The following is a 23,114-nucleotide window of genomic DNA, read 5'->3' as shown; positions in this document are numbered from 1 at the left end:
AATTAACTATTACTAAAGCCTATACCAAGAATATATATAATCTACTTTGGAATATAATATGGTTATTACATATGTTTTTTGTGTCTGAGCGGGCCTATGTCCAGTAATAGGTTGCTTTAATGACCAAACTAACCTATGATGTAACTAACTTAATACAATTAATATAAAAACTTATAAAATTAATAATATATCAGACCGATTCATTACGCTTAGTTATGTTGTCTCTATATTTTTTCTGAAGTTAGTATGATTGTTTTAGCGACATTTACCTGATAATAGGGAGAAGCTGATTGTCAACAATCAACGATTCAACAAATCCAGTAACGCCAGATCTCTGCCAGCTTGTATATATAAGCCGGATTACCTCTACTGGTCTTTCAAGTCCTAGCACGCTTAATGATATCTCAGAGACCGCGGTTGAACGCAATCAAATAGATAATATCACAGGTATTCTTTGCTATGGCAATGGCTACTTTTACAGTGTGTCGAAGGCTCAGAGCAGGCACTAACCAATCTAAAAAATCGTTTGTTGGTAGATGATCGACATAAAGAATTAAAGATTTTAGACTTTTCTGAAATTACCAAACGTCGTTTTGCCGGTTGGTCGTTACGTTCAATTACCCTTGAGCGTTGGATGACTAAAGAGCCTGAGCTTAAAAAATTAATGCCATTTAAGCCGTATGAGTGGGATTCTAAGGAGTGGCAGAAGTTCTTAGATGTGTTGCAAGGCTACTATGAAGAGCAAACGAGAACAGGTAACGTTGATACGCCTCCTGTCAAATATAGTACGCTAGGGGTCACTTTAAGTAAGGTTGTAGGGCAGCATCAGGCGTTCTTTTTAATCCAGACGATATTGGGATTGATGATAGTGGCTACGTTGCTATGGTTACTGCTGTAATCGATAGATATGAATAAAGTACCTATTGATCCAAGCTATATTTATAATTAATAAGATAGTCAAGTAAAAAAGCCAGCATCTATTGAATGCTGGCTTTTTCATTTAAAAGAATAAATTAGCTCTTAATGAGAGACATAAAAAACCCAGTTCATAATAAATTATGAACTGGGTTTTTGGTGGTACGCTTGTTAGTCTAACCTAATGCTAAGCAATAGTGCTAACAAGTGACGCCAAATAGTGGCGTCCCCAGGGGATTCGAACCCCCGTTACCGCCGTGAAAGGGCGGTGTCCTAGGCCTCTAGACGATGGGGACTAGTAACAACACTTCAACTGCTTTCACCATTTATGCTGAAGTGGTGCGTATTTTAATAGCGTCGGCGCTTCCTGTCAAGCCTTTTTCTACGTCTTTTTAAAATTAAATATCTTTTTTAATTGCGCGACGAGGATGTAGGTCATTTCGCTTTAAATGATAGCGAATCCATAAAGAAGTACAGGCACTAATCGTCAGTGCGAGCAGCATATAACCAAGAATGGTGCCCCATAACTTGAGCTGTGGATCCATAATAAAGTCCCTCCTATTAATCTTAATAGTGCTTGCTATCAAGACAGTGTGAGCAACTTAAACCATCTATAGGATATAACTACATCGTTTAAGAGTAATATTTTATCATCAGACCGTTATTCATATCGAATAGAACAACTACGTCTGTCATCACTAAAATAGTTCCGTCTATTTATTATGATATCAATCATATCCCTATTGATTGCCAAATCAAGATGTCAAAGTCATCAAGTATTACAAATAGCACTATTATGTATGATTGGCAATATAAGATATGTGACTTATCGACTGTCGCTATCAGTTGATTCTTCTTTCGCGTCTTCATTATGCAGCGCATTGGCCAACATAGGATAGTTATTCAGTATATGACAGAATAGCTCAGCAGTCTTTTGAGTGTCATACAGAGCTGAGTGAGCATTCTTACCATCAAACTCTAACCCTGCTGCTTTACAAGCGCGTGCTAGGACGGTCTGACCAAAGGCTAATGCTGATAAGGTGACGGTATCAAATACTGAAAAGTTATGAAATGGATTGTGGTTTTTGCTATTGGTTCGTAGCACGGCTGCATTTAAAAAAGCCAAGTCAAAATGGGCATTGTGTCCAATTAAGACACATTGACGGCATTCTTCGTCACGGCGTACGTCTTTTAACCCTTTAAAGATGCGGCGCAATGCTGTCTTTTCATCTTCTGCAATGGCTTTGCGCATTGGATTTTTAGGGTCAATGCCGGTAAAGGCAAGCGCACTTGGCTCTAAGTTTGCGCCTTCAAAAGGCTCGATATGAGCGTTGAAAGCTTCACCTGGATAAAATACACCTTGCTCATTCAGTAAGACAGGAATACAGGCAATTTCTAATAGGGCATCGGTCTGGGCATTGAAGCCTGCTGTTTCCACGTCGACGACGACAGGCAAGAACTTACGAAAGCGGTCTTTTAAGGCCATAGTCGCTTGCTCATCATCTGTCGCTAAAGCTGCATCTTCAGCGGAAGTGCTTAGAGTCGCATCGAGACTAGCAGATTTAGGGTTTGATAAGTCTTCGTCAGGCAAGGTCGCTATGTTTTGATTGGTCATATAAAGTTAAATCACTTTTATCAGTCGTACTAATATATTGAATAAGAAATAAGCATCCTACGATACTAACTGCACCTTTAGTACAAAGAAATCTACTACAAAGGCGTCATTAATATCATAGGATAAAATAATAGGTCATTTATTGAATGCTAAGCTTTGCGGGCGTTAAGCCTTAATCGACCAAGGTAGCGTCTCACCTGCCATTAGGGGCGTCAATGATGCGCCATCAAAATAAGGATAGTCAGTCGGTACTTGCATAGGCGTGTTAACAAGCGTGATAGTACTTTCATTTAGAGGTAAGCCGTAGAACTGAGCGCCAAAACGACTGGCAAAACCTTCAAGCTTGTCTATTTTTCCAACACTATCAAAGGCGGTCGCATACAAAGGCAGCGCCGTGGCTGCACTATAGCAACCTGCACAGCCACAAGCGGCTTCTTTTTGTCTGTCGCATGTGGCGCAGAGTCAGTACCTAAGAAGAACTTTGGATTACCACTAGTGGCTACATCTAATAGCACTTTTTGATGGCTTTCACGCTTTAAGATAGGCAGGCAATAAAAGTGCGGTTTGATACCACCAACCAATAGATGATTGCGGTTAAACATCAAATGCTGCGGCGTAATAGTGGCAGCAACATGGTTGCCTTGTGACAATACAAAATCTGCCGCATCGCTGGTAGTGATGTGCTCTACTACTATTTTCAACATAGGGAATTTCACGATAATTTGTGCTAATACTTCGTCTAAGAAACGCTTTTCACGATCAAATATATCTATATGGTCTTGGGTCACTTCACCATGAATTAGCAATGGCAAATTGTACTTCTCTAATGCTTCAAAGACATCGACGCAGGCATTGATGTTGGTGACGCCGTCTGCGGAGTTGGTAGTCGCTCCAGCAGGGTAGAGTTTGACAGCTTGTACGATACCTGACTGCGCTGCCAACTCGATATCTTGGGCAGTGGTATTATCCGTTAAATATAGAGTCATACGCGGATCGAAAGCTGACTTGCGCTCAAGACTTAAGTTACTTGCTGCTAATTGCTCCATGATACGTGCGCGGTAGGCAATAGCCTCTTGTGCATTTTTGACTGGAGGCACCAGGTTAGGCATACAGATGACACGGTTAAAACTGCTTGCTGCATGAGGTACGGTCGTGCTCAAAGCGAGATCGTCACGCAAATGAATGTGCCAGTCATCTGGCTGAAGGATGGTCAATTCTCTAATCGAATCAGTCATAGTGTCAAAGCGCTCTATATCGTCAAATAAAGGAAACAAAAGGGAGTGATACTGTGGGTCTATCATAACAGATTTGCCCACTTGACTAAATATAAGGCTAGATATCTGTACATAATTCATCGAGCTAAGATTAATATCTTATCTTTAAACGATGTTTAAATCCTAGTGGCAAAAATGAGGTTGACTAGAATTTAAGTCAAAAGCGCACGCCTTATGGCAGTTAGACTTTTGCCTATAGTAAATATGATGTACACTGAGCAGGTAATTATCGTTCGACTTGCTTTTGATTTGATCGTCGCCTTTTCTAAAACTATATTTCATAATGGGAGTTATTCATGGCTCAACTTGATCCAAAAATATCAATAAAATCGTCTTGGCTTATTCAGGTGGTCTTGATACCTCAATCATCGCTAAATGGCTACAAGAAACTTATGATGCGGAAGTAATCACCTTTACCGCTGATATCGGTCAAGGCGAAGAAGTTGAGCCAGCACGAGCCAAAGCTCAAGCAATGGGTATCAAGCATATCCATATCGAAGATTTGCGCGAAGAGTTCGCTCGTGATTATGTATTCCCTATGTTCCGTGCTAACGCCATTTACGAAGGTGAGTACTTGCTAGGTACGTCTATTGCTCGTCCATTGATTGCCAAGCGCTTGGTTGAGATTGCTAAAGAGCATAACGCCGATGCTATCAGTCATGGTGCGACTGGTAAAGGCAATGACCAAGTTCGTTTTGAGCTAGGTGCTGTCGCTTTGTCACCAGACGTAGTAACTATTGCTCCTTGGCGCGAGTGGGATCTATCAAGCCGTGAAAGCTTGATGAAATATGCTGAAGAGCATGACATCGCCATTGATTATGCGGGCAATAAGAAAAAGTCTCCTTACTCAATGGATGCAAATTTACTGCATATCTCTTATGAAGGCGGTGTTCTAGAAGAACCGTATACTGAAGCAGAAGATGACATGTGGCGCTGGTCTGTCAGCCCAGAAGAAGCACCTGATGAAGCGCAATATCTAGAACTAGAATACGAAAAAGGCGACATCGTTGCTATCGATGGCGAAGCGCTGAAGCCTTATGAAGTCATGATTAAGCTGAACGAAATCGGTGGCAAACATGGTATCGGCCGTTTAGATATCGTTGAAAACCGTTACGTCGGTATGAAATCACGTGGTTGCTACGAGACGCCAGCGGGTACTATTATGTTAAAAGCGCATCGCGGTATTGAGTCGTTGACACTTGATCGTGAAGCTGCACATTTAAAAGATGAGCTAATGCCACGCTACGCAAAAATCATCTACAATGGCTATTGGTTCAGCCCTGAGCGTATGATGCTACAAGCATTGATTGACAAATCACAAGAATACGTCAACGGTACTGTACGTGTAAAACTGTATAAAGGTAGCGTGAGCGTTGTTGGTCGTAAATCTGACGATTCATTATTTGATGAAAAAATCGCCACTTTCGAAGATGATGCGGGCGCTTATGACCAAAAAGACGCAGAAGGCTTTATCCGTCTAAATGGCTTACGTCTAGCTATCGAAGCTAGCCGTGGTCGTGATTTATCTAAGTAAGTTTTTGAGCTACTTATAGCCAATTAAGAATTTAGATCGCACAACAAAAAAGAGGCTCTATATTAATAGGGCCTCTTTTTTTATGGCTAATAAATGATTGCTAAAACCATCACTTTTAGAATAGCTGTCTTAATAGTAAAGCTTTTTATTCAGCTTTTTCTGTTTCTACAACGTCAGATTCATCTTCATCTACCATTACGATGGCCACATCTTGCTGTTGCCGCTCATCAATAGCATCTTGTTCTAATACTTCTTCAGTTGCCAGGATCGCACCGTCAGATTTTTGCGATTGGTATTTTAAGGTAGCGAGCGCACCAAGGACACCAACGACAAGTATGATGATAAGAATGACAGGATTCTTCCATAGTGGTGTAGAAGCTTCATACTCGATGGGCTTTTCACTAGTGGTGGTCGGTGTATTGTCATTATTGCCGCCGATTAATCCCAAACTGACTAAAGGCGGTTTGGGCGGATTGGCTGGTTCAGAGTTAACGCGCAGTCGATTTCGACTGAGATAGATATCTGAGATTTTGGCTAATTGAAGCAGCCAACGCTGGTGCGGTAAGGCAACGGCATGCATCTCCATAAATACTAGCATATCGTTGTGACGACCCTGCTGTAGATTGTCAGGTGAACGCCCAATGGCTTTTAGATAATTGCCTGTTGCCATTTGCATATCTTGCACAGGTTCATAGTTTTCAGGTTTGAATCCAGTCAGCTCATACCAGTAAGGATCAAAAGGAGGTGGAGTGCTTGATAACTGCTCAGTATTTAGTAACGTACGTTCCGCATTATTCTCTGAGTTGTTCTCTATCGCTTCAGCAGCTTCAGTAGTTGATGTAAGCAGGTCACTATTGCTTTCTATCTCAGCAGCTAAGGTATGCGTATGCTCTGGGCTAAATCGTGCTACTGATAAAAACTGTGGTTGTAGCGCAAACCATTTATTGATCTCATCATTGTCTAGCTGACTATATTCTGTCAGGATAGCCAATTCACGCAGCACAATCACGCATAAAGAGGTGAGTAGAGTTTGAGCCTGCTGCATCGTTGCGTCAATCTTCTCAGCGATATGTTCGCTTGCCTTTATGACACGGGCGTTATCACTAAATACAGCATCTGCTGCATCATGACGATGGTAGAGTGTGGCGCTAATGGTTGCAAAGTTCATTGAGTTATACTGTCGTAACTCTTTGACAGCACTACGACCAAACAGCTTTTTGCTTACTGCTTGTCCCTGATGACGCTGCTGATAGGCGAGAAGCGCACTTACGATGGCTTGTAGACTGGCATCCATCCCTAAGCGAGCTTGCGGTAGAGAAAGCTGTGCTGCATCGGCCAAAAGTGACAGCATAGGCTGGGTATCATGATATAAAAAATCATACATCGACACACGTGTCGGTGAAATAGTCGTCATAATCTGCTAGCATCAAAAAGTGTGCCCCTATATTACGGTGCCAAATGTCTTGATACAATCCCTTGATAATAGAAATTTTCAATCATTTTACTAATAACCTTGATAGTAATCTGATGAATGACTGATAGTCGGAAGCATTTATGACCAATAATAAGACGCTTGATAAACAACTCGTGATTAATATCGCTGAGCAAACATTAACGATGTACCAGCAGCAGACTGAGGTTAGATACGTAGTCTCCACTGCAAAGAATGGTATTGGTAGTCAGCAGGATAGTGGTTGCACGCCGCTCGGTAGGCATGTCATTGAACAAAAAATAGGTGGTAGCGAGCCTATGAATGCGGTATTTGTCGGGCGTGTGCCGACAGGTGAGATATATGATACCAATCTTGGTGAGCTACATCCCAAGCGTGACTGGATACTGAGCCGTATTCTTTGGTTAAGCGGTCTTGAAGAAGGGTTAAACAAAGGTAGCAATAGCCAAGGTGGTTGCGATACTTATGAGCGCTATATCTATATTCACGGCACACCAGATACTGAACCAATGAGTATTCCGCTATCACATGGCTGTATCCGTATGCGTAATGAAGATATCGTAGAATTATTTGAGCAAGTAGAAGAGGGTATGCCCGTTACGATCGTTGCTAACTAGGTCGTTTTGCACATTTAGCCATGACGCTAACAGGAGCTATTTAAACACAATAAAAAAGACAGTCTGTTATATAACAAACTGTCTTTTTTATGGAGTGGTTTTACTTTATGAAAGCAGTATTTGTCATAAAAACAATATTCCTACTTCTACCAAAACGTTGAGCTATCCGCAAATTTTGCTAAACATGCATCAATGTGACTCTGGTCATCAGTCAGTATGGCCGTAAACCAACCCGCACCATATAAAGCATTAGCATCTGTTGTTGATTTCAATTCATAAAACTGCTGATATTGATTATCATCGTTCAGTTGTTCTAACGCTTTTTGCGCTTTTATTAGCAGTTTTAGCCAACGTTTGGTTTTTTCTTACTTAGTAAAGATGCGGAAAATTCACTGATGTAACGCAAATCTTTTAATTGACTAAGCAGGTCGCTTTCAGGTTGGTCATTATCAGCAACATCTGTGCTTACATTTGTGTCATCGCTCACAAGCTCAGCAACACTTACTTCGTCAGCTTTTTTATTGGTCTTAAGAAATTTTTTATATTGTTTAGAAAGGACTTTCGTTAGCTTATCGCGGGCAAGCTGATCAGTCTGAGGTTCAATGCTGGGGTCGCTCATAGTAAAGGCAATCAGCTCTAGCAAGGTTATCTGAAAGTCATTGGCTTGCAGCGTATTGATGGGCGTGATTTTGATATTTTCGATATCTGTTGTCCAGTCGACGGCAGGCGCGCCACATGCTTGTAGCTCAGGTTCGATCTGTGCGTTGATACAAGCAAGTTTATAGTAGCCGCTAAGCAAGGTTACAGTTTGCTTTAGTATCGGCAGCCATTCAGGGTTAATTTCATCAGAGAAGTCAGCAAATGCTTTCAACGCAGTACGCAAGCGATCAATACCAATCCGCAACTGTAGAATATGATCGTCATCTATACTGCCAGCGACGATAGCACTGCTGTTTGGTAATATCTGTAATAAGCAATTATGTACGACCGCACGTATAAAGGCAGGTGCACTACTGTCTTTGTCTATTTGCAATTGACTTAGATTTGCGTTGACCGCTGGACTGTGATTTTGTCCGTTAATAAGTAAGCTACCGTTTTCAGCTTTGGTAACGGTAGATAGACACAGCTTATAGCGCTTGCACCATGTTTTGGCAGTCGTAAATAGAAAATCTAAATCTCCTGACACCAATTCAAATTCTATCTCTTGAATAGCTTTGCGTAGCGAGTCATCAGTACCATGAATAATCTCTCCCTGATCATAAGCCATTTCGATACAATTATCGGTTTCATCCTCATTACTTTCTGTTAGCAACCGCGTAGTGCGCTTGACGTCAGTCACATAAAGTCGTGTTAGCGTCTTTGCTAGCTTTTTGAGTTTAAAGTCAGCCAATGCTGCAGCGATTGGAGTGTCTTGATATATCGTTAAATCAGGCATCAGCTCATTATTATTAAGCATCGCTTGTACTTGCTCATTATCGAGTACGGCATTGTGCTCCAAGCGTGCCGCGATACCATCACCACCAGCTTTAATGGTTTGTACCCATGTATCGCCTTCTTTGCGAATACGCAGACCGATACCTGCCTGTGCAAGCTGTTGGTCAGGCGTATCGTAATAGTGTGCAGCCAGTTGTGTCACTTGTGAGGATTTAACGTGCGTTTGACGCATTAATCCCTTTAGTCGTGACTCTGGTACCAAAAACTTCAGCTCTATCTCTTGCATATTAGCTCCTAATAATTCTGACTAATGGCTCTGATCGATGGTTGTGATAAACAATTATTAGTCTACCATTCTCTGATTATTTAAACCGCAATAAAAAACCGCCCTACATGATGTAGGGCGGTTTTTTGATAAATACTGCTAGTCTGTCAGTTATTAGAACTGGTTCATCGTGTTCTTGCCGCCGCCAGCTTTCAGAGCGTTATCGCCTGAGAAGATTTCTTTGTGGTCATCGCCAAGGTCTGAACCAGCCATTGCTTGGTGCTTAACACAAGAGATACCTTCGCGGATTTCTTTACGCTGTACGCCAGCTGCATAAGCAAGCATGCCTTCTTCACCGAAGTAGCCTTTAGCAAGTTCATGAACGCTAAGAGCAGTCGTGTGGTAAGTCGGTAGCGTGATTAAGTGATGGAATACACCAGCTTCACGTGACGCATCACGTTGGAAGTTTTTAGCGGCTACGTCAGCTGCTGCATCAAGCTCAGTACCGTCATAATCAGCACTCATTAAGTCATCTTTATTGTATGCAGAGATGTCTTTGCCTTCTTCTTCCCACTGAGCGATAACTTGCTTACGGAAGTTGAGTGTCCAGTTGAATGATGGGCTGTTGTTGTATACAAGCTTGGCTTTAGGCTGTTGCTCTTTAATACGGTCAACCATCATTTTGATGTGCTCTACGTCTGGAGTCGGTGTTTCGATCCATAGTAGGTCAGCGCCGTTTTCTAGAGCCGTTACACAGTCAAGTACAACACGGTCAATGTTAGTCTCTTCACGGAACTGATATAGACCGTTAGGTAGACGAACTGGGCGTACTAGCTTGCCGTTGTGCTTAAGTAGGCTGTCATTTTCTTGAGCATTCTCTAGCGTTACTTCTTCCATTTCGATGAAATCGATATATTTAGAAGCAAGGTCGCCTGGCTCATTTGATACTGGGATTTTTTGCGTTAGTGATGCGCCTTCAGAATCAGTACGAGCAACGATAACGCCGTCTTCAACACCAAGCTCTAGGAATGCATAACGAATAGCGTTTAGCTTAGAGATGAAGTCTTCATGCGGTACCGTTACTTTACCAGCCTGGTGACCACATTGCTTAGCGTCAGATACTTGGTTTTCAACCTGAATGGCACAAGCACCAGCTTCGATCATTTGCTTAGTCAATAGGTAAGTAGCTTCTTCGTTACCGAAACCTGCATCGATATCAGCGATGATTGGCACAACATGTGAATCAAAGTTTTCGATTTTTTCTAGGATAGCTGAAGTGTCTTGGCCAGCTTCTTCAGCAGCGTTTAGCTCACGGAAGTAGTCGTTCAACACTTTAGCATCTGCTTGACGCAAGAAGGTGTAGATTTCTTCGATTAGCTTAGGTACTGATGTCTTTTCGTGCATAGATTGGTCAGGTAGTGGACCAAACTCAGAGCGTAGGGCAGCTACCATCCAACCTGAAAGGTAGATGTAAGTTTTAGAAGTCGTACCGAAATATTTTTTCTTAGCGTACATAGTTTGCTGTGCAACAAAACCATGCCATGCACCTAAAGACTGCGTGTACTGAGACGTATCATTGTCATAATCTTCCATGTCTTGACGCATGATTTTTGCAGTATATTTTGCGATATCCAAACCCGTTTTGAAACGGTTTTGTGACATCATACGTGCAGCATCAACTTCGCTAATGTTCTGCCAGTTGCCGTGCTTTTGCTTTAATTCACGTACTAAGTCGATCGCTGATTTATATGCAGTTGACATCTATAGTCTCCTTGGTGGGGTGTAAAAACAAATAAGTTAATTGTTGAAATAATGGGTCTGTCGCTTTACTAAAATCTTTGTACTAAAAAGTAATATTCAAAATTTGGTCTATCTTTTATCTATCGAAGCTCTATTTACCCTAAACAAACCGCTAAGCTATTACAAGAAATTTGCTGAACTCAACAGTTGAAAATAATTGCTGTTTTATAAATATTTATCGATTCTCACTATATATCTAAAAGGTATCTGAATACTTAATAGGCAGTGATGTCATAATTGGTAGCAAGAGATGTTACAATAATGAGGTCAATTAACCGTATTTAATGACTGATAAAAACCATTAATATATTACTTAGCGACAATATTTAATTGGATAAAAACAGCTTATGAACCTAAGGTTCGTCCTCTATGCTGCAAATCCTTTATAGAACTCACTATAACCACCTTACCAAGATTTATCTAATTTATGATAGTTATCTTTGGTATTTCTGTATGATATAATGTTTATATAACAGGGTCTTACGATAGGTTTAATGAGTTATAATGCAGCTCTATCAGAAAAAAATAGAACCAAATTAGTAAAAAATAATGAAATTATGCTGTTATAGCGCACAAATCATCGTAGCAGCACTACAAATGCCAGCCTTAATATGGCGTTTATTCAAAAGCCAAGAGAACCAAATATGAATTTGCAGCGGGTTGATTTAAATTTATTAGTCCATCTAGATGTGTTGCTACGAGAAAAAAACGTCACTCGCGCAGCCGAGCAGCTTGGGATTACTCAGCCTGCTATGAGTAATATCTTGCGCCGTTTGCGTAAGCTGTTTAATGATCCATTATTGGTACGCTCATCTGAGGGTATGACGCCGACTGAACGCGCCCTTGAATTACAGCCGCGTATCCGCGAGATACTTGCTGACTTGACTCAAGTGTTGGAGCCGCGTACTGAATTCCGCCCTTATAGTACCTCTCGTGTGTTCCGTATCATGACATCGGATTATGCCGAAGCGACCCTAGTACCTAAGCTAGTAAAAGCACTACGTTCTGAAGCGCCTAATGTGATTTTGGACTTTTTGACTCCATCAGACGTCTCTTATCGAGATATGGAGCAGGGACGAGTTGATTTAGCGATTAACCGTTTTAACGAGATACCTCAAAGCTTTCATCAGGTTCTAGTATGGCGTGATACTTTTAGTTGCCTATTATCTTCTGACAGTCCTTATGCCAATCGTTTTAATCTGAAAAACTACCTTAAAGCACAGCACGTTTGGGTATCTAAAACCGGTATGGGTGTGGGTTTTGGGGTTAATCCAGAGAAATCTGGTGGACTAGGGTCTATCGATCAGGCCCTGCAGCGTCTTGGGCAAAAACGCCAAATCAGTGTCTTTACTCGTCATTATCAAATGCCTGCTATGCTTGCAGCAAATAAAGATTTGATAGCGACCTTGCCAACACGTGTGGCAAGAATGCAGGCAAATAATGACAGTATTATGATGGAAGATCCGCCGTTTTTTATTCCTGAGTTTGAGCTTACGATGGCATGGTCTCCTTTGTTGCAGCATCACCCAGCCCATCGCTGGTTACGTCAGCTAATTATGCATGTGGCACGACAAGTCGTTGCTGAAGAAGAAAATCCACCACAAGAGATACCGGTTATTAATCATTTGTTTTGATTGGTTTGTGTGAGTTGAATCTATCTTTTATCAGAGCGGAATATTCCTAATTATCTGAATTTTTAATAAACATATTTTCCTATATCTCCCACTCTATATAGTTATTAGACCAGCCGTTAGGCTGGTTTTTTTATGTTCTAGGGATTAATAATTGATATTTTACATTTAGATAGACTTAATAAGTCAGTCACACTATTAACATCTTCAACACACTTCACAATATATTGTAAAACTCTTAATCAAATAGCTTGTTAAGATAACGGCAGATAGAAAACGAGCTACCAATAGACTGTGCTATCGACGTAAATTTAATAATTAAAACTGTCACAGCAAAATAACTACAAGTGGCAATAAACCCGATTATAAATCCCAAATATAAATTCGAATAATAAGGACAGTAACTATGTCAAATATTACTACTATTAACCCAACCACGGGCGAAGAAATTAGTAACTACAATTATATGAGCAATGACGAAGTCAACAAAATTGTCGATGCTTCACATAATGCATTTTTAGAATGGCGTACAGAGAGCCACGAAGAACGCGGTCGTGTCATCAAGTCTATCGGTGATAAGCTGATGGAGTACAAAGAAGAGCTGGCTAAGCTGATGACTGAAGAGCGCGGTAAGTTATATAGCCAAAGCATGCAAGAGATTGATCTCTGTAAAGCTATCTGTGATTACACTGCTGAAAATGGCGTCGCTTCTTTAGCTGATGATGTACGCGATATCGAAAGCATGAAGAAAGGGCTAGTGACATACCAACCTATCGGTATCATCTACGGTATGCAGCCTTGGAACTTCCCAGCGTATCAGGTATTCCGTTACACCATCGCAAATCTAATGGCGGGTAATAGCGTCCTGCTAAAACACGCATCTAACGTCACAGGTTCTGGTCTACTAATTGAAAAAATTCTTCACGAGTCTGAACTGCCAAGTGATTTGTTCCGTACGATTATCATTGATCATGACCAGTCAGAAGCATTGATTGGCAATGATAAAGTACGCGGCGTGACACTAACAGGTAGTGACAAAGCAGGTGTAATCGTTGGACAACAAGCAGCTAAGGCGATTAAGAAAGCGGTATTAGAGCTAGGTTCAAATGATGCATTCATCGTATTAGAAGATGCTGATATCGAAACTGCTGTAGAAACTTGTACTCAAGCACGTTTAATTAATAACGGTGAAACTTGTGTAGCCGCCAAACGCTTTATCGTAGTCGATAGCGTATATGACGAATTCCGTAAGCGTATCGTTGAGAAATTTGAAGGCACCAAAGCGGGTGACCCCATGGATGACAGCTCAGATATCGGTCCATTAGCACGTGCAGATCTACGTGAGCAGCTACATGACCAAGTAGAGCAAAGTGTGGCTAAAGGTGCAACGATCGCTGTTGGCGGTAAAGTACCTGAAGGTAAAGGTAGCTTCTATCCAGCAACTATCCTAGAGAACGTTGAAAAAGGTCAGCCTGCATACGATGACGAACTATTTGGTCCTGTCGCTTCACTAATTCGTGCAAAAGATGAAGACGATGCAATGCGCATCGCTAATGACAGTCGTTATGGTTTAGGTGGCGCGATTTTCTCAAAAGACGAAGAGAAAGCTGTTCGTCTAGCACGTGAGCAATTCGATACAGGTATGGTCTATATTAATGGTTATGGTCTTGCCAATCCTGCACTGCCATTTGGTGGCGTGAAAAACTCAGGCTATGGCCGTGAGCATGGCGGTTTTGGTATCAAAGAGTTTGTCAACATTAAAGCGGTTCACGTATTCTAAGAATGAACTGATTAGACAAATTAGCTAAATAGATAACTATTTACGATTTTAAGTAATAGTAAATAATAAATGGTTATCAAATAAAAAAGCCCAGTTGCTCGTAATGAGTAGCTGGGCTTTTTATTGAGCTATATAAAGCATTATTAAAAGCAGTTTAATAAGCTGAGATTTTTATCCGTCTATAAGCAATTGCAAAGGCAACTTAGGTAAATAAGTCTCCGTTTGCGATGGTGTATTATTTGCTTCAAGTGATAATACATTTTTTGCTAGTAGTAAAATCGTCCAAGGTAGTAGCTGATGCTCAAGCTTCTGCACCCGTGACTGTAAACTCTCTGCGGTGTCGTTGATATCGACATCTAATACAGCTTGAGTCAACACCTGACCCGCATCAAGCTCCGCTGTGACTTTATGAATACTACAACCGTGACAACGTTCACCCGCTTGTATGACTCGTTTGTGAGTATCTAAACCCTTATAAACCGGAAGTAGAGAAGGGTGAAGATTAATCATGGGCGCTGGTACATTATCGATAAATGAGCCACTTAGTACACGCATAAACCCAGCCAAGACGATTAAGTCAGGTTGCCATGCTATTAGCTGTTCGTTGGCGTGGGTTTCAAACGTCTTGATGCCCATACGTTTACCACTAGCAACGTGTGACAATATCGCAACTGGAATATTGGCATCTTTAGCACGAGTCAATGCATAAGCATCTTCACGGTTACTAATAACACCAACGATTTCAATCGGTAGCGCACCTGCTTGCATGGCATTGATTAACACTTGCAGGTTGCTACCACTTCCTGAGACTAGAACAGCAATACGCAATGGTTTGATAGGCTGGCTTGCGTTATCAGTTGACATTAACGGTACACCACTGCATCCGCCTGGCCATCAGTGCTGCGTTTGATCATTTCACCTATTTGCCAAGCTGTCTCGCCTGCATCAGTCAAGGTTTGGATAGCAGCTTCTGCTTTGTCTTTTGGCATAACGATGACAAAACCAACGCCGCAGTTAAAGGTACGGTACATCTCGCTCTGCGCGATATTACCTTGGGTCTGTAGCCAAGTGAATAGTTCTGAGAACTGCCAGCTATTGGTATCGATGCTCGCTGCTAGGTTATCAGGTAGTACACGTGGCAGGTTGTCCGTTAGACCACCACCTGTGATGTGTGACATCGCATGTAAAGCTGAGCTACCAAGCGTATCTTGTAATGCCTTGATTGCTTTTACATAGATACGGGTAGGAGCCATTAGAGCGTCTTGAATAGGCTGACCGTCTAGTTGCTCGTCACTACTCGTAACATCCACACCGCTAACTTCGATGACTTTACGAACCAATGAGTAGCCGTTTGAGTGCGCGCCACTTGAGGCAAGGGCAATCAGTACATCGCCCTCTGCAACATTTTCACCAGTAACGACTTCTGCTTCTTCAACCACGCCTACGCAAAATCCAGCTAGATCGTAATCGTCATCTTGATACATGCCTGGCATTTCAGCAGTTTCACCACCGATAAGCGCACAGTTAGCTAGTTTACAACCATCACCAATACCAGTCACGACAGTCGCCGCTACATCAACATCCAGCTTACCAGTTGCATAGTAGTCTAAGAAGAATAGTGGCTCTGCGCCGCAAACCAGTAGATCATTGACGCACATCGCGACCAAATCAATACCAATCGTGTCATGACGGTTCAGCTGTAGCGCCAGTTTTAGTTTGGTGCCGACGCCATCAGTGCCAGAAACCAATAATGGTGAGGTATAACCTGTTGGTATGCGGCACAACGCACCAAAACCGCCAAGTCCACCCACGACTTCAGGACGAGTAGTGGCTTTTGCAACGGACTTGATTCGCTGAACCAAAGCATCGCCTGCATCGATATCAACACCGGCATCTTTGTAGCTTAAAGAAGGCTTGTCACTCATAGTCATCTCACAGTTGGGGATAGATAATTGGGATTAGAAGGTAAAGTAATTGAGCACGCAAAAATTAGCGTTATAAAGTTCAAAAGTAAAGTTTAAAGACAGTGCGCGCATTATACCCAAAAACAGACCGTACTCGCAAAGCAACTTGCCAATATTTGACTAAGATTTGCATTAAGTGGCAAATAAGCCGTTAAGAAACAAAAAATGACTGATTTTTTGTTGTACTCTGCGATAATAGAACGCTAAATTTATTGTCAATAATGGCCTTAATACAAGTTCAAATGTGATTGATAGAATAAAAATTACTAAACATAAATTTATTAAGAATCAGGCTTTTTAGGGACTTTGATATGTCTCAGTTTAGCTAGCTAAAACTAATGAGAAAAAGCAATTCGCCTAGTGACACATCGTGATAGCTATAGTTATATCATTTAGAAATCGCTATCACTGACTGACTCACTGTCACTTTTTCAAACCTGTCACTTTTTCAAACCTGTCCAACTATAGGATTACTTGCCATGATGAATCAACCAATAGATCCTTTTTTCGGCGTTTATTTATTGTCGTGGCGTTAGTGGTGGCTGTGTTTCTCTTGTATTTAATGATGCCCGTCATCGTGCCTTTCGTTTTTGCTTTTATGTTGGCTTATTTGTTTAATCCTCTAGTCAAGCGCCTATCAAAATACATCAAGCGCTGGGTCGCGATTATTATTGTCTACTCGACAATTACTTTGGGGATGGCGTTATTATTATGGTGGTTGGTACCGACACTATGGCATCAGCTGCAAGCGGCGTGGGATTATTTGCCAAAGATATTTAATTGGTATAACCAAGTCGTACGAGAGTGGTTCAACAGTAATACTCGTATCAAATTGCCCCAATTAGAGTCTAAAGAGTTTTCCGATACACTTGTCGATTATATGCAAACGAATTACAAGTTCGCTGATGCTAGCACCATGATGAGCCAAATACTGACCTCAAGTATGAACTTCATCAATAATGCAGGTCTGATTGTATTGGTGCCTATTTTGACCTTTTACTTCCTATTTAATTGGGATCAGCGTTTGCATAACTGGAAGATGGCGATACCAGGGGCTTACTGTCAAAAAGTGACTGAAATAGCTAAAGAATGTGATCTGGCATTGATGGCATTTATCAAAGGTCAATTGCTGGTGATGGTGTTGCTAGGCGCTATTTATGCTGTACAGTTACAGCTCATTGGGCTAGAGCTTGGGCTTATCATTGGTATGGTAGCAGGCATTGCTAGTTTTGTGCCGTATTTAGGATTTGGTATTGGTTTTATCGCGGCTATTATCGCCTGTCTATTTCAGTTCGGATTGGACTGGACGTATTTGTCATTGGTCGTAGGTGCGTTCTTGATTGGACAAGCTGCAGAAGGTTATATCCTACAACCATTGCTGTTAGGTGATAAGATTGGTCTATCGCCATTGTGGGTCATATTTGCCGTATTGGCAGGTGCCAGTCTACTAGGTTTTGTTGGTATGCTAATCGCCTTGCCAGTATCCGCTGTCTTAAACGTCCTGTTCCGCCATTTATACAACTACTATCGAACCACTGACTTTTATAAAGGCCGTAAACAACTGGCACTGTTTGAAAAAAGATAATTATCTTATTATTGAATACACTAGATAAAGATTGATATCTAATATCAAGATAGGAACGCAATGATTGATAAGGCTTAATGGGTAAAAGACTTGTCAGTCATTTTGTAAATATGTTATATATAGGCACAGTGTTGATAGTATCAACCGTTTTGGTACCAGCTTTCCTAAATTTGTTTTCGATAAAGCGACTAACCAATTTTTGCAAAGGCTATAGGGCCATCACTTACAGTTATATCGGCTAGTATTGACAGTAATGAATACAGCTCAAAGTAACCTTTCTTTTTCTATTATATTTTTCCATTGCACTACGCAACACGAGTTGATGATTCATGGCAGAAGCACAGCTAAGTCTCAATCTGGACATTAAGCATGATGCAAGTCTCAGCGACTTTGCCGGTCCCGGTTGGATGTCAATTATCGATGCAGTACGGCAGTTACATGTCGGCCTGATCGGTCAACTATATCTGTTTGGTAGCCCTGCTACAGGTAAGTCCCATTTGCTGTCTGCTATTTGCGAGTCATTTATCGAGATGGACAAATCGGCTATCTGTTTGTCCCTTAATGAGTTGATTCATACAGATGTCCACGTACTATCATCGTTAGAAAACTTTGATCTGATTGCTATCGATGATTTGGAAGTGCTTGAGCAAAGCAGTCAGTGGCAAGAAGCTTTATTTCATCTGATTAATCGTAGTCGAGAAGGGCAACGCCAGTTATTGTTTGCCGCTAATAAACCAGCCGACGACTTACCATTTCAGTTAAGAGATTTAATGACGCGTTTGGCACAAGCACCGACCTTTAAAGTGCCTACTGGTCATGATTTTGCAGATAGACAAGCATTATTACAGTCTATTTTGCGTCGGCGTGGATGGCAGTTTGACGATCGAATTATTGATCACTTACTGACCGATGGACCGCATCGTATCGGTGCGATGATGGAAGTACTTAATTATATTCAACCAATGTTTTCTAACCTTGGTCGCAGTAATATCTCAAAAGCAGTCATAAGTGATGCTCTGCGTACTATTGATGAGCAGACGCTTGCCGCGGAGCTGGCGGATATCGCTCAAGAGACGCAAGTGGATAACGACACGCCTGATCAAGATCAACATACGATGCCACTTGATTTTTAGCAGCAAGACTCTTAGCAGCAAAAAATGAATAACCGTAAGAATACGAATCTTTTGTCCAACTCGCTTTTACTATTAATGGAATAACTTATGAAATCGAATACTTTTTTGCTAAAGAAATTAACGATAGGCACGTTGTTGGTGGGGGCTGCCTCGGTTTCTACGTTGTCACAGGCAGCGGTTACTCTACAGGTTGATGACCATATCAAAGTAACTGCTATTAATGGGCAGGAAATTCAGCAGAGCGCTTTTCAGCCGCTGCAGAAAACATTTACGTTACAGCCTGGACAACATGCTATTACTGCTAAGTATGACCGTTTATATAACTTGCGTCGTGATGAGCATGATTATTTGCGTTCAGGTAATGTCAGTGTGACGGCACAATTGGCCGACAATCAAACATATCGTTTGACTATGCCTAATCAACCAGAAGATTATGAAGCTGCTAGAGAATATGCCAAGCAGCCTACGCTCGCTGTGCAACAAAACAATACTGTCATTGCTAGCCAGCAAAGTATGGCCGGTAACCAAGGTGGTCTATTTTCAGGCCTTGGTAAAGCGCTGGGCGGCGTGTTCGGCGGTGCAGGTGATGCAGAGTTACAGAACCAACGTGCTATCGCCTCTTTAGATCAACCCGTAGTAAATTCTACTAGTAACGTCAACACTGGCACGACCACTGTTAAGCAAGCATCTAGCGTAAATACTTCTACCAGTACGTTAGATACGTTTATGCAAGTATGGCTACAAGCCACGCCTGCTGAACGTGAAAAAATGCGTCAATGGATCGAAAAATAAAACAGTCTTTTCTAAAAGATAGACAATAAAAAAGCACCTAATTAGGTGCTTTTTTATTATTTAGTATTTGATGATCATTAGGCTTATTAAAATTTAGCCTAGTAAAATCTAACGATTCTTAACCCAAAAACGCGTTATACATCCATACCAGTTTTTCTTGCTCTTGTACGTAAGCATCGATTAGGTCAGCTGAACCTTGGTCTTCGCTCTCTTCTGCTAGGGCTGATACTTGGCGTTGCTCTGCAATTAACGCTTGTAAGCCAGTGACTACGCCTTTGACACAGCTTGTGCCATCTTTGACGTTTTTGTCTTCACTAATACTAGTATGCTGCGTAAAATCGCTATAAGCGTGAAGTGGTGTACCACCCAAAGTCAAGATACGCTCAGCGATTTCATCAATTTGTAATTGTAGTGACGTATATAGCTCTTCAAATTGTGGATGCAAAGTAAAGAAATGCTCACCTTTTACATTCCAGTGATAGCCACGTACGTTTAGATAAAACACGTGATACGTCGATAGTAGGTTGTTTAACTTGGCGATGACTTCGCTCATGTCTGCTTTTTCTAGACCGATCTGGTTAGTAGCATTGTTAGAATTGCTCATAGTATTGTCCTTATAGTGTTAGTGTAGTTATATGATAATAAATAAAGAAGAATAAAGACTCTAATCAATTGAAATACAGCGAAAATACTTTAGTTTTTATCTGTACCTATCAATATAAACTCTATCTCTTCCTTTGATGCTTATAATAATAGCAAACTATTATTAATAAGTTAAATTTAATAAATACAATTTTACGATTGGTTTTATAAAACTAAAACCAAGTCTCTTTACTGTTTTTCTAAACGATAGAGAGACCTCATTACATTTACGCTGGTGGCTGCAAGTTTTCAGGATTTAAGCCTTTAACGGGAACCACTTCTTGTAAATGTTGACGTATCGTATCGATAGGAAACTTCTGTGCTTGCAAGCGTTTCGGTACGATTTGGCTACCTTGCTGACCTTTTAGCTCAAACATCATAAAGATATAGTCATCAGTCTCATCCCAGCTCTTAATAGAGGTCCAAGGAATAACTGCTTGCTGAGTCGCACCTGCACGCATTTGCATACCGCGCATTTGCGAGTTTTTCATCATATCAGGCTGGTTGCTTGGCATCGCCATGACTAGACCATGCTTTTGCACACCTAACTTCATCTGGCGCATTTCATCTGGCATCTCTTGGTCGGCCACTTGTTTGTCAAACTCTCTTTTTACGTACCATTTAAAACCTAAAGTACGTGCCAATAGATAAATCACCACACCAACCAGCATTAACCAAAATATGATGGTTGAATAGCCTGTCACAAAGATAAGTCCTGCAATAGCAAGTACCACAACCACCGCCATGATGATCCACTCTTTGGTCTTAAAGCTTGATAAACCAAAGAGGGGCTGGCACTGGCAAACAGTTCATACTGTGCTTGGTGAAATTCAGCCTCAGTTAGGTTTAAGGCGACAGGTTGGAGCGTGTAGGGGTACAGGGCCATAAAGGTTTCTCAAATACTTATATTAAAAGCGTTGGATTAAAACTGCCAAAGCGAAGCAGCAATGCTGTACTTGGCTAGAAGTGAATAAAGGTATGCGCTTATCTTACCGAAAAGTACTCCTAAATGAAACATATAAGCAAGACTGTTCACGGATAGATGTCATATTAATGACGTAGTTCAAGCTCTATACTCAGTTTATTCAGACTAGACGAAAGCAAAAGTGAGAAATTAGAAATAGAATAACTTATGATAAGCGATTAGCATAATGAACGAAAGCTAGTGAAAGTCAGCCAGAAACAGGGAAAAGTAGCCAAAGATATCCAAAACATGGTCAAATCTGCCGTGTCTTGGTATTATAGCGTCTACAAGATATGTTGATATAAAACATAACGTCATAGCCAGTTATCACAAAGACTGTGATAGCGATGTGCTAGGCAATTACTCTATTAATAATACTTTTAAACCTTTTACTCACCTTTAGTGTTACAGGCAACTATTATGATTGATCCGAAACTCTTACGCGGCGATTTAAGCGACCTACAACAGCAGCTAGCCACCCGTGGTTATGAGCTTGATATGGAGTTCTGGCAGACGATTGAAAACGAGCGCAAGTCTCTACAAGTCAAAACCGAAGAGTTGCAATCGCGCCGTAATGCTGGTGCAAAGCAAGTAGGTGCCCTAAAAAATCAGGCGAAGACGCCAGTGAGCTATTGGCTGAGATGCAAAGCGTTAGTGGTGAGATTAAAGCTGCGGAAGACGAGCTACGTACTCTGCAGGAGCGTATTACTCAAGCGGCTTTGCAAATTCCGAATATTCCGGCGGCAGATGTGCCAGTCGGTACGTCAGAAGAGGATAACGTAGAAGTGCGTAAGTGGGGCACGCCGCGTACGTTTGATTTTGAGATTCAAGATCATACTCATATCGGTGAGACGCTTGGTATGCTGGACTTTGAAGCAGCGACTAAGTTGACTGGTAGCCGTTTTAACGTGCTAAAAGGACAATTGGCGCAATTGCATCGTGCACTAATTCAATTTATGTTGAACACGCACACGATGAAGTACGGCTATCTTGAGACTTATGTGCCTTATATCGTTAATAGCGATAGTCTAAAGGGTACGGGTCAGTTGCCTAAGTTTGAAGATGATTTATTTAAATTGAGCAATCACACGAATAACGATGAAATGGATTTTTACCTTATTCCAACGGCTGAAGTACCAATGACCAATTTGGTACGTGGTGAGCGTTTGGATATCAAAGAACTACCGCTAAAATTCACGGCGCATACGCCATGTTTCCGCAGTGAAGCTGGCTCGCACGGGCGTGATACTCGCGGCTTGATTCGTCAGCATCAGTTTGAGAAAGTAGAAATGGTCAATGTCGGTACCGCTGAGCAATCTGATGAGTTGCTTGAGGCAATGACAGGACAGGCTGAATATATCTTGCAGCAGTTGAACTTGCCATACCGCACGGTACAGCTATGTACTGGCGATATGGGTTTTGCTGCACAAAAGACTTATGACATCGAAGTATGGTTACCAAGCCAAGATACTTATCGTGAAATCTCTAGCTGCTCTAACTGTGGTGACTTCCAAGCGCGCCGTATGGGTACTCGTGTCAAAGATGGCAAGCAAACCAGCTTAGCTCATACTTTGAACGGTTCAGGTTTGGCGGTTGGTCGTACGCTACTAGCAGTGATGGAAAATCATCAAAACGCTGATGGCAGCATTACGATTCCAGAAGTATTACGTCCGTTTATGGGCGGTGCTGAGACTATTTCAGTTTAATAAATTGACTATA

Annotated in this window: 15 protein-coding genes, 1 tRNA gene and 4 pseudogenes; 9 read left to right on the top strand and 11 right to left on the bottom strand. The window is 41.4% G+C overall.

Annotation, left to right across the window (positions count from 1 at the left end; all coding sequences use genetic code 11):
- Positions 1–290 precede the first annotated feature (290 nt).
- Positions 291–898: pseudogene (locus tag ACOBWA_RS11415) on the top strand (BLUF domain-containing protein).
- A 238-nt stretch (positions 899–1,136) separates the two neighbouring features.
- Here ACOBWA_RS11415 and ACOBWA_RS11410 read toward each other — a convergent pair.
- From ACOBWA_RS11410 to pyrC, 4 genes and pseudogenes are all read right to left on the bottom strand, one after another.
- Positions 1,137–1,211 (bottom strand) — tRNA-Glu (locus ACOBWA_RS11410).
- 102 nt (positions 1,212–1,313) lie between these two features.
- Positions 1,314–1,460: a hypothetical protein gene (locus ACOBWA_RS11405; protein WP_420229415.1), complete on the bottom strand. Its 147-nt coding sequence runs from the start codon at positions 1,458–1,460 to the stop codon at positions 1,314–1,316.
- 281 nt (positions 1,461–1,741) lie between these two features.
- Positions 1,742–2,401, bottom strand: coding sequence for a ribonuclease T (gene rnt / locus ACOBWA_RS11400; RefSeq protein ID WP_420230768.1), 660 nt, complete (start codon positions 2,399–2,401; stop codon positions 1,742–1,744).
- 294 nt (positions 2,402–2,695) lie between these two features.
- Positions 2,696–3,765: pseudogene (gene pyrC, locus ACOBWA_RS11395) on the bottom strand (dihydroorotase).
- Positions 3,766–4,132: 367 nt separating this feature from the next.
- Between pyrC and ACOBWA_RS11390 the strand changes: the two are divergent.
- Complete coding sequence (locus tag ACOBWA_RS11390) at positions 4,133–5,338, top strand: argininosuccinate synthase (RefSeq protein WP_420230767.1); 1,206 nt, start codon at positions 4,133–4,135, stop codon at positions 5,336–5,338.
- 145 nt (positions 5,339–5,483) lie between these two features.
- Here ACOBWA_RS11390 and ACOBWA_RS11385 read toward each other — a convergent pair whose 3' ends face one another.
- Entirely contained in the window at positions 5,484–6,752 is a 1,269-nt protein-coding gene (locus ACOBWA_RS11385) for a hypothetical protein (protein ID WP_420229414.1), read from the bottom strand.
- 140 nt (positions 6,753–6,892) lie between these two features.
- Here ACOBWA_RS11385 and ACOBWA_RS11380 point away from each other — a divergent pair, with 140 nt between their 5' ends.
- Positions 6,893–7,405, top strand: coding sequence for a L,D-transpeptidase family protein (locus ACOBWA_RS11380; RefSeq protein WP_404693512.1), 513 nt, complete (start codon positions 6,893–6,895; stop codon positions 7,403–7,405).
- A 343-nt stretch (positions 7,406–7,748) separates the two neighbouring features.
- Here the strand turns inward: ACOBWA_RS11380 and ACOBWA_RS11375 are convergent, their stop codons facing one another.
- Positions 7,749–9,125: a CYTH domain-containing protein gene (locus ACOBWA_RS11375; RefSeq protein WP_420229413.1), complete on the bottom strand. Its 1,377-nt coding sequence runs from the start codon at positions 9,123–9,125 to the stop codon at positions 7,749–7,751.
- Positions 9,126–9,278: 153 nt separating this feature from the next.
- Positions 9,279–10,865, bottom strand: a complete 1,587-nt coding sequence (locus ACOBWA_RS11370; protein WP_101206309.1) for an isocitrate lyase — start codon at positions 10,863–10,865, stop codon at positions 9,279–9,281.
- A gap of 683 nt (positions 10,866–11,548) precedes the next feature.
- Here ACOBWA_RS11370 and ACOBWA_RS11365 point away from each other — a divergent pair.
- Positions 11,549–12,538 (top strand): LysR family transcriptional regulator, encoded by a 990-nt coding sequence (locus ACOBWA_RS11365; RefSeq protein ID WP_057761159.1) that lies wholly within the window; start codon positions 11,549–11,551, stop codon positions 12,536–12,538.
- A 403-nt stretch (positions 12,539–12,941) separates the two neighbouring features.
- Positions 12,942–14,315: an NAD-dependent succinate-semialdehyde dehydrogenase gene (locus tag ACOBWA_RS11360; protein WP_420229412.1), complete on the top strand. Its 1,374-nt coding sequence runs from the start codon at positions 12,942–12,944 to the stop codon at positions 14,313–14,315.
- Positions 14,316–14,486: 171 nt separating this feature from the next.
- Here ACOBWA_RS11360 and purN read toward each other — a convergent pair whose 3' ends face one another.
- On the bottom strand, positions 14,487–15,179 hold the full coding sequence (gene purN / locus ACOBWA_RS11355; protein WP_420229411.1) for a phosphoribosylglycinamide formyltransferase: 693 nt from the start codon (positions 15,177–15,179) through the stop codon (positions 14,487–14,489).
- Positions 15,179–16,240: a phosphoribosylformylglycinamidine cyclo-ligase gene (gene purM, locus ACOBWA_RS11350; RefSeq protein WP_341610128.1), complete on the bottom strand. Its 1,062-nt coding sequence runs from the start codon at positions 16,238–16,240 to the stop codon at positions 15,179–15,181. The genes purN and purM overlap by 1 nt, the downstream gene beginning before the upstream one ends.
- Before the next feature lie 601 nt (positions 16,241–16,841).
- Here purM and ACOBWA_RS11345 point away from each other — a divergent pair.
- From ACOBWA_RS11345 to ACOBWA_RS11335, 3 genes are all read left to right on the top strand, one after another.
- Positions 16,842–17,864 carry an AI-2E family transporter gene (locus ACOBWA_RS11345; protein ID WP_420230766.1) on the top strand — a complete coding sequence of 341 codons (1,023 nt, stop codon included), beginning with the start codon at positions 16,842–16,844 and terminating at the stop codon, positions 17,862–17,864.
- Between the two features lie 329 nt (positions 17,865–18,193).
- Positions 18,194–18,997 carry a DnaA regulatory inactivator Hda gene (hda, locus tag ACOBWA_RS11340; protein ID WP_420229410.1) on the top strand — a complete coding sequence of 268 codons (804 nt, stop codon included), beginning with the start codon at positions 18,194–18,196 and terminating at the stop codon, positions 18,995–18,997.
- Between the two features lie 87 nt (positions 18,998–19,084).
- Positions 19,085–19,789, top strand: coding sequence for a DUF2057 family protein (locus tag ACOBWA_RS11335; protein WP_420229409.1), 705 nt, complete (start codon positions 19,085–19,087; stop codon positions 19,787–19,789).
- Between the two features lie 118 nt (positions 19,790–19,907).
- Here ACOBWA_RS11335 and ACOBWA_RS11330 read toward each other — a convergent pair whose 3' ends face one another.
- A complete protein-coding gene (locus tag ACOBWA_RS11330; RefSeq protein WP_101206316.1) occupies positions 19,908–20,393 on the bottom strand; it encodes a Dps family protein in 486 nt (161 codons plus the stop codon).
- 265 nt (positions 20,394–20,658) lie between these two features.
- Positions 20,659–21,317, bottom strand: a pseudogene (locus ACOBWA_RS11325) (YcxB family protein).
- A 498-nt stretch (positions 21,318–21,815) separates the two neighbouring features.
- Here ACOBWA_RS11325 and serS point away from each other — a divergent pair.
- A pseudogene (serS, locus tag ACOBWA_RS11320) lies at positions 21,816–23,101 on the top strand (serine--tRNA ligase).
- Positions 23,102–23,114 lie beyond the last annotated feature (13 nt).

Source organism: Psychrobacter sp. ER1 (assembly GCF_048631835.1).
GTDB lineage: Bacteria > Pseudomonadota > Gammaproteobacteria > Pseudomonadales > Moraxellaceae > Psychrobacter.
The sequence above is the reverse complement of the archived record's forward strand: the minus strand, read 5'-3'. Positions and strand labels throughout refer to the sequence as shown.

Bases quoted from the DNA above. Each gene is read 5' to 3' on its own strand.
- ACOBWA_RS11360 (WP_420229412.1), top strand. From the start codon at position 12,942: ATGTCAAATATTACTACTATTAACCCAACCACGGGCGAAGAAATTAGT.
- ACOBWA_RS11385 (WP_420229414.1), bottom strand. From the start codon at position 6,752: ATGACGACTATTTCACCGACACGTGTGTCGATGTATGATTTTTTATAT.
- ACOBWA_RS11365 (WP_057761159.1), top strand. From the start codon at position 11,549: ATGAATTTGCAGCGGGTTGATTTAAATTTATTAGTCCATCTAGATGTG.
- rnt (WP_420230768.1), bottom strand. From the start codon at position 2,401: ATGGCCTTAAAAGACCGCTTTCGTAAGTTCTTGCCTGTCGTCGTCGAC.
- purM (WP_341610128.1), bottom strand. From the start codon at position 16,240: ATGAGTGACAAGCCTTCTTTAAGCTACAAAGATGCCGGTGTTGATATC.
- ACOBWA_RS11380 (WP_404693512.1), top strand. From the start codon at position 6,893: ATGACCAATAATAAGACGCTTGATAAACAACTCGTGATTAATATCGCT.
- purN (WP_420229411.1), bottom strand. From the start codon at position 15,179: ATGTCAACTGATAACGCAAGCCAGCCTATCAAACCATTGCGTATTGCT.
- ACOBWA_RS11345 (WP_420230766.1), top strand. From the start codon at position 16,842: ATGATGCCCGTCATCGTGCCTTTCGTTTTTGCTTTTATGTTGGCTTAT.
- hda (WP_420229410.1), top strand. From the start codon at position 18,194: ATGGCAGAAGCACAGCTAAGTCTCAATCTGGACATTAAGCATGATGCA.
- ACOBWA_RS11375 (WP_420229413.1), bottom strand. From the start codon at position 9,125: ATGCAAGAGATAGAGCTGAAGTTTTTGGTACCAGAGTCACGACTAAAG.
- ACOBWA_RS11405 (WP_420229415.1), bottom strand. From the start codon at position 1,460: ATGGATCCACAGCTCAAGTTATGGGGCACCATTCTTGGTTATATGCTG.
- ACOBWA_RS11370 (WP_101206309.1), bottom strand. From the start codon at position 10,865: ATGTCAACTGCATATAAATCAGCGATCGACTTAGTACGTGAATTAAAG.
- ACOBWA_RS11330 (WP_101206316.1), bottom strand. From the start codon at position 20,393: ATGAGCAATTCTAACAATGCTACTAACCAGATCGGTCTAGAAAAAGCA.
- ACOBWA_RS11335 (WP_420229409.1), top strand. From the start codon at position 19,085: ATGAAATCGAATACTTTTTTGCTAAAGAAATTAACGATAGGCACGTTG.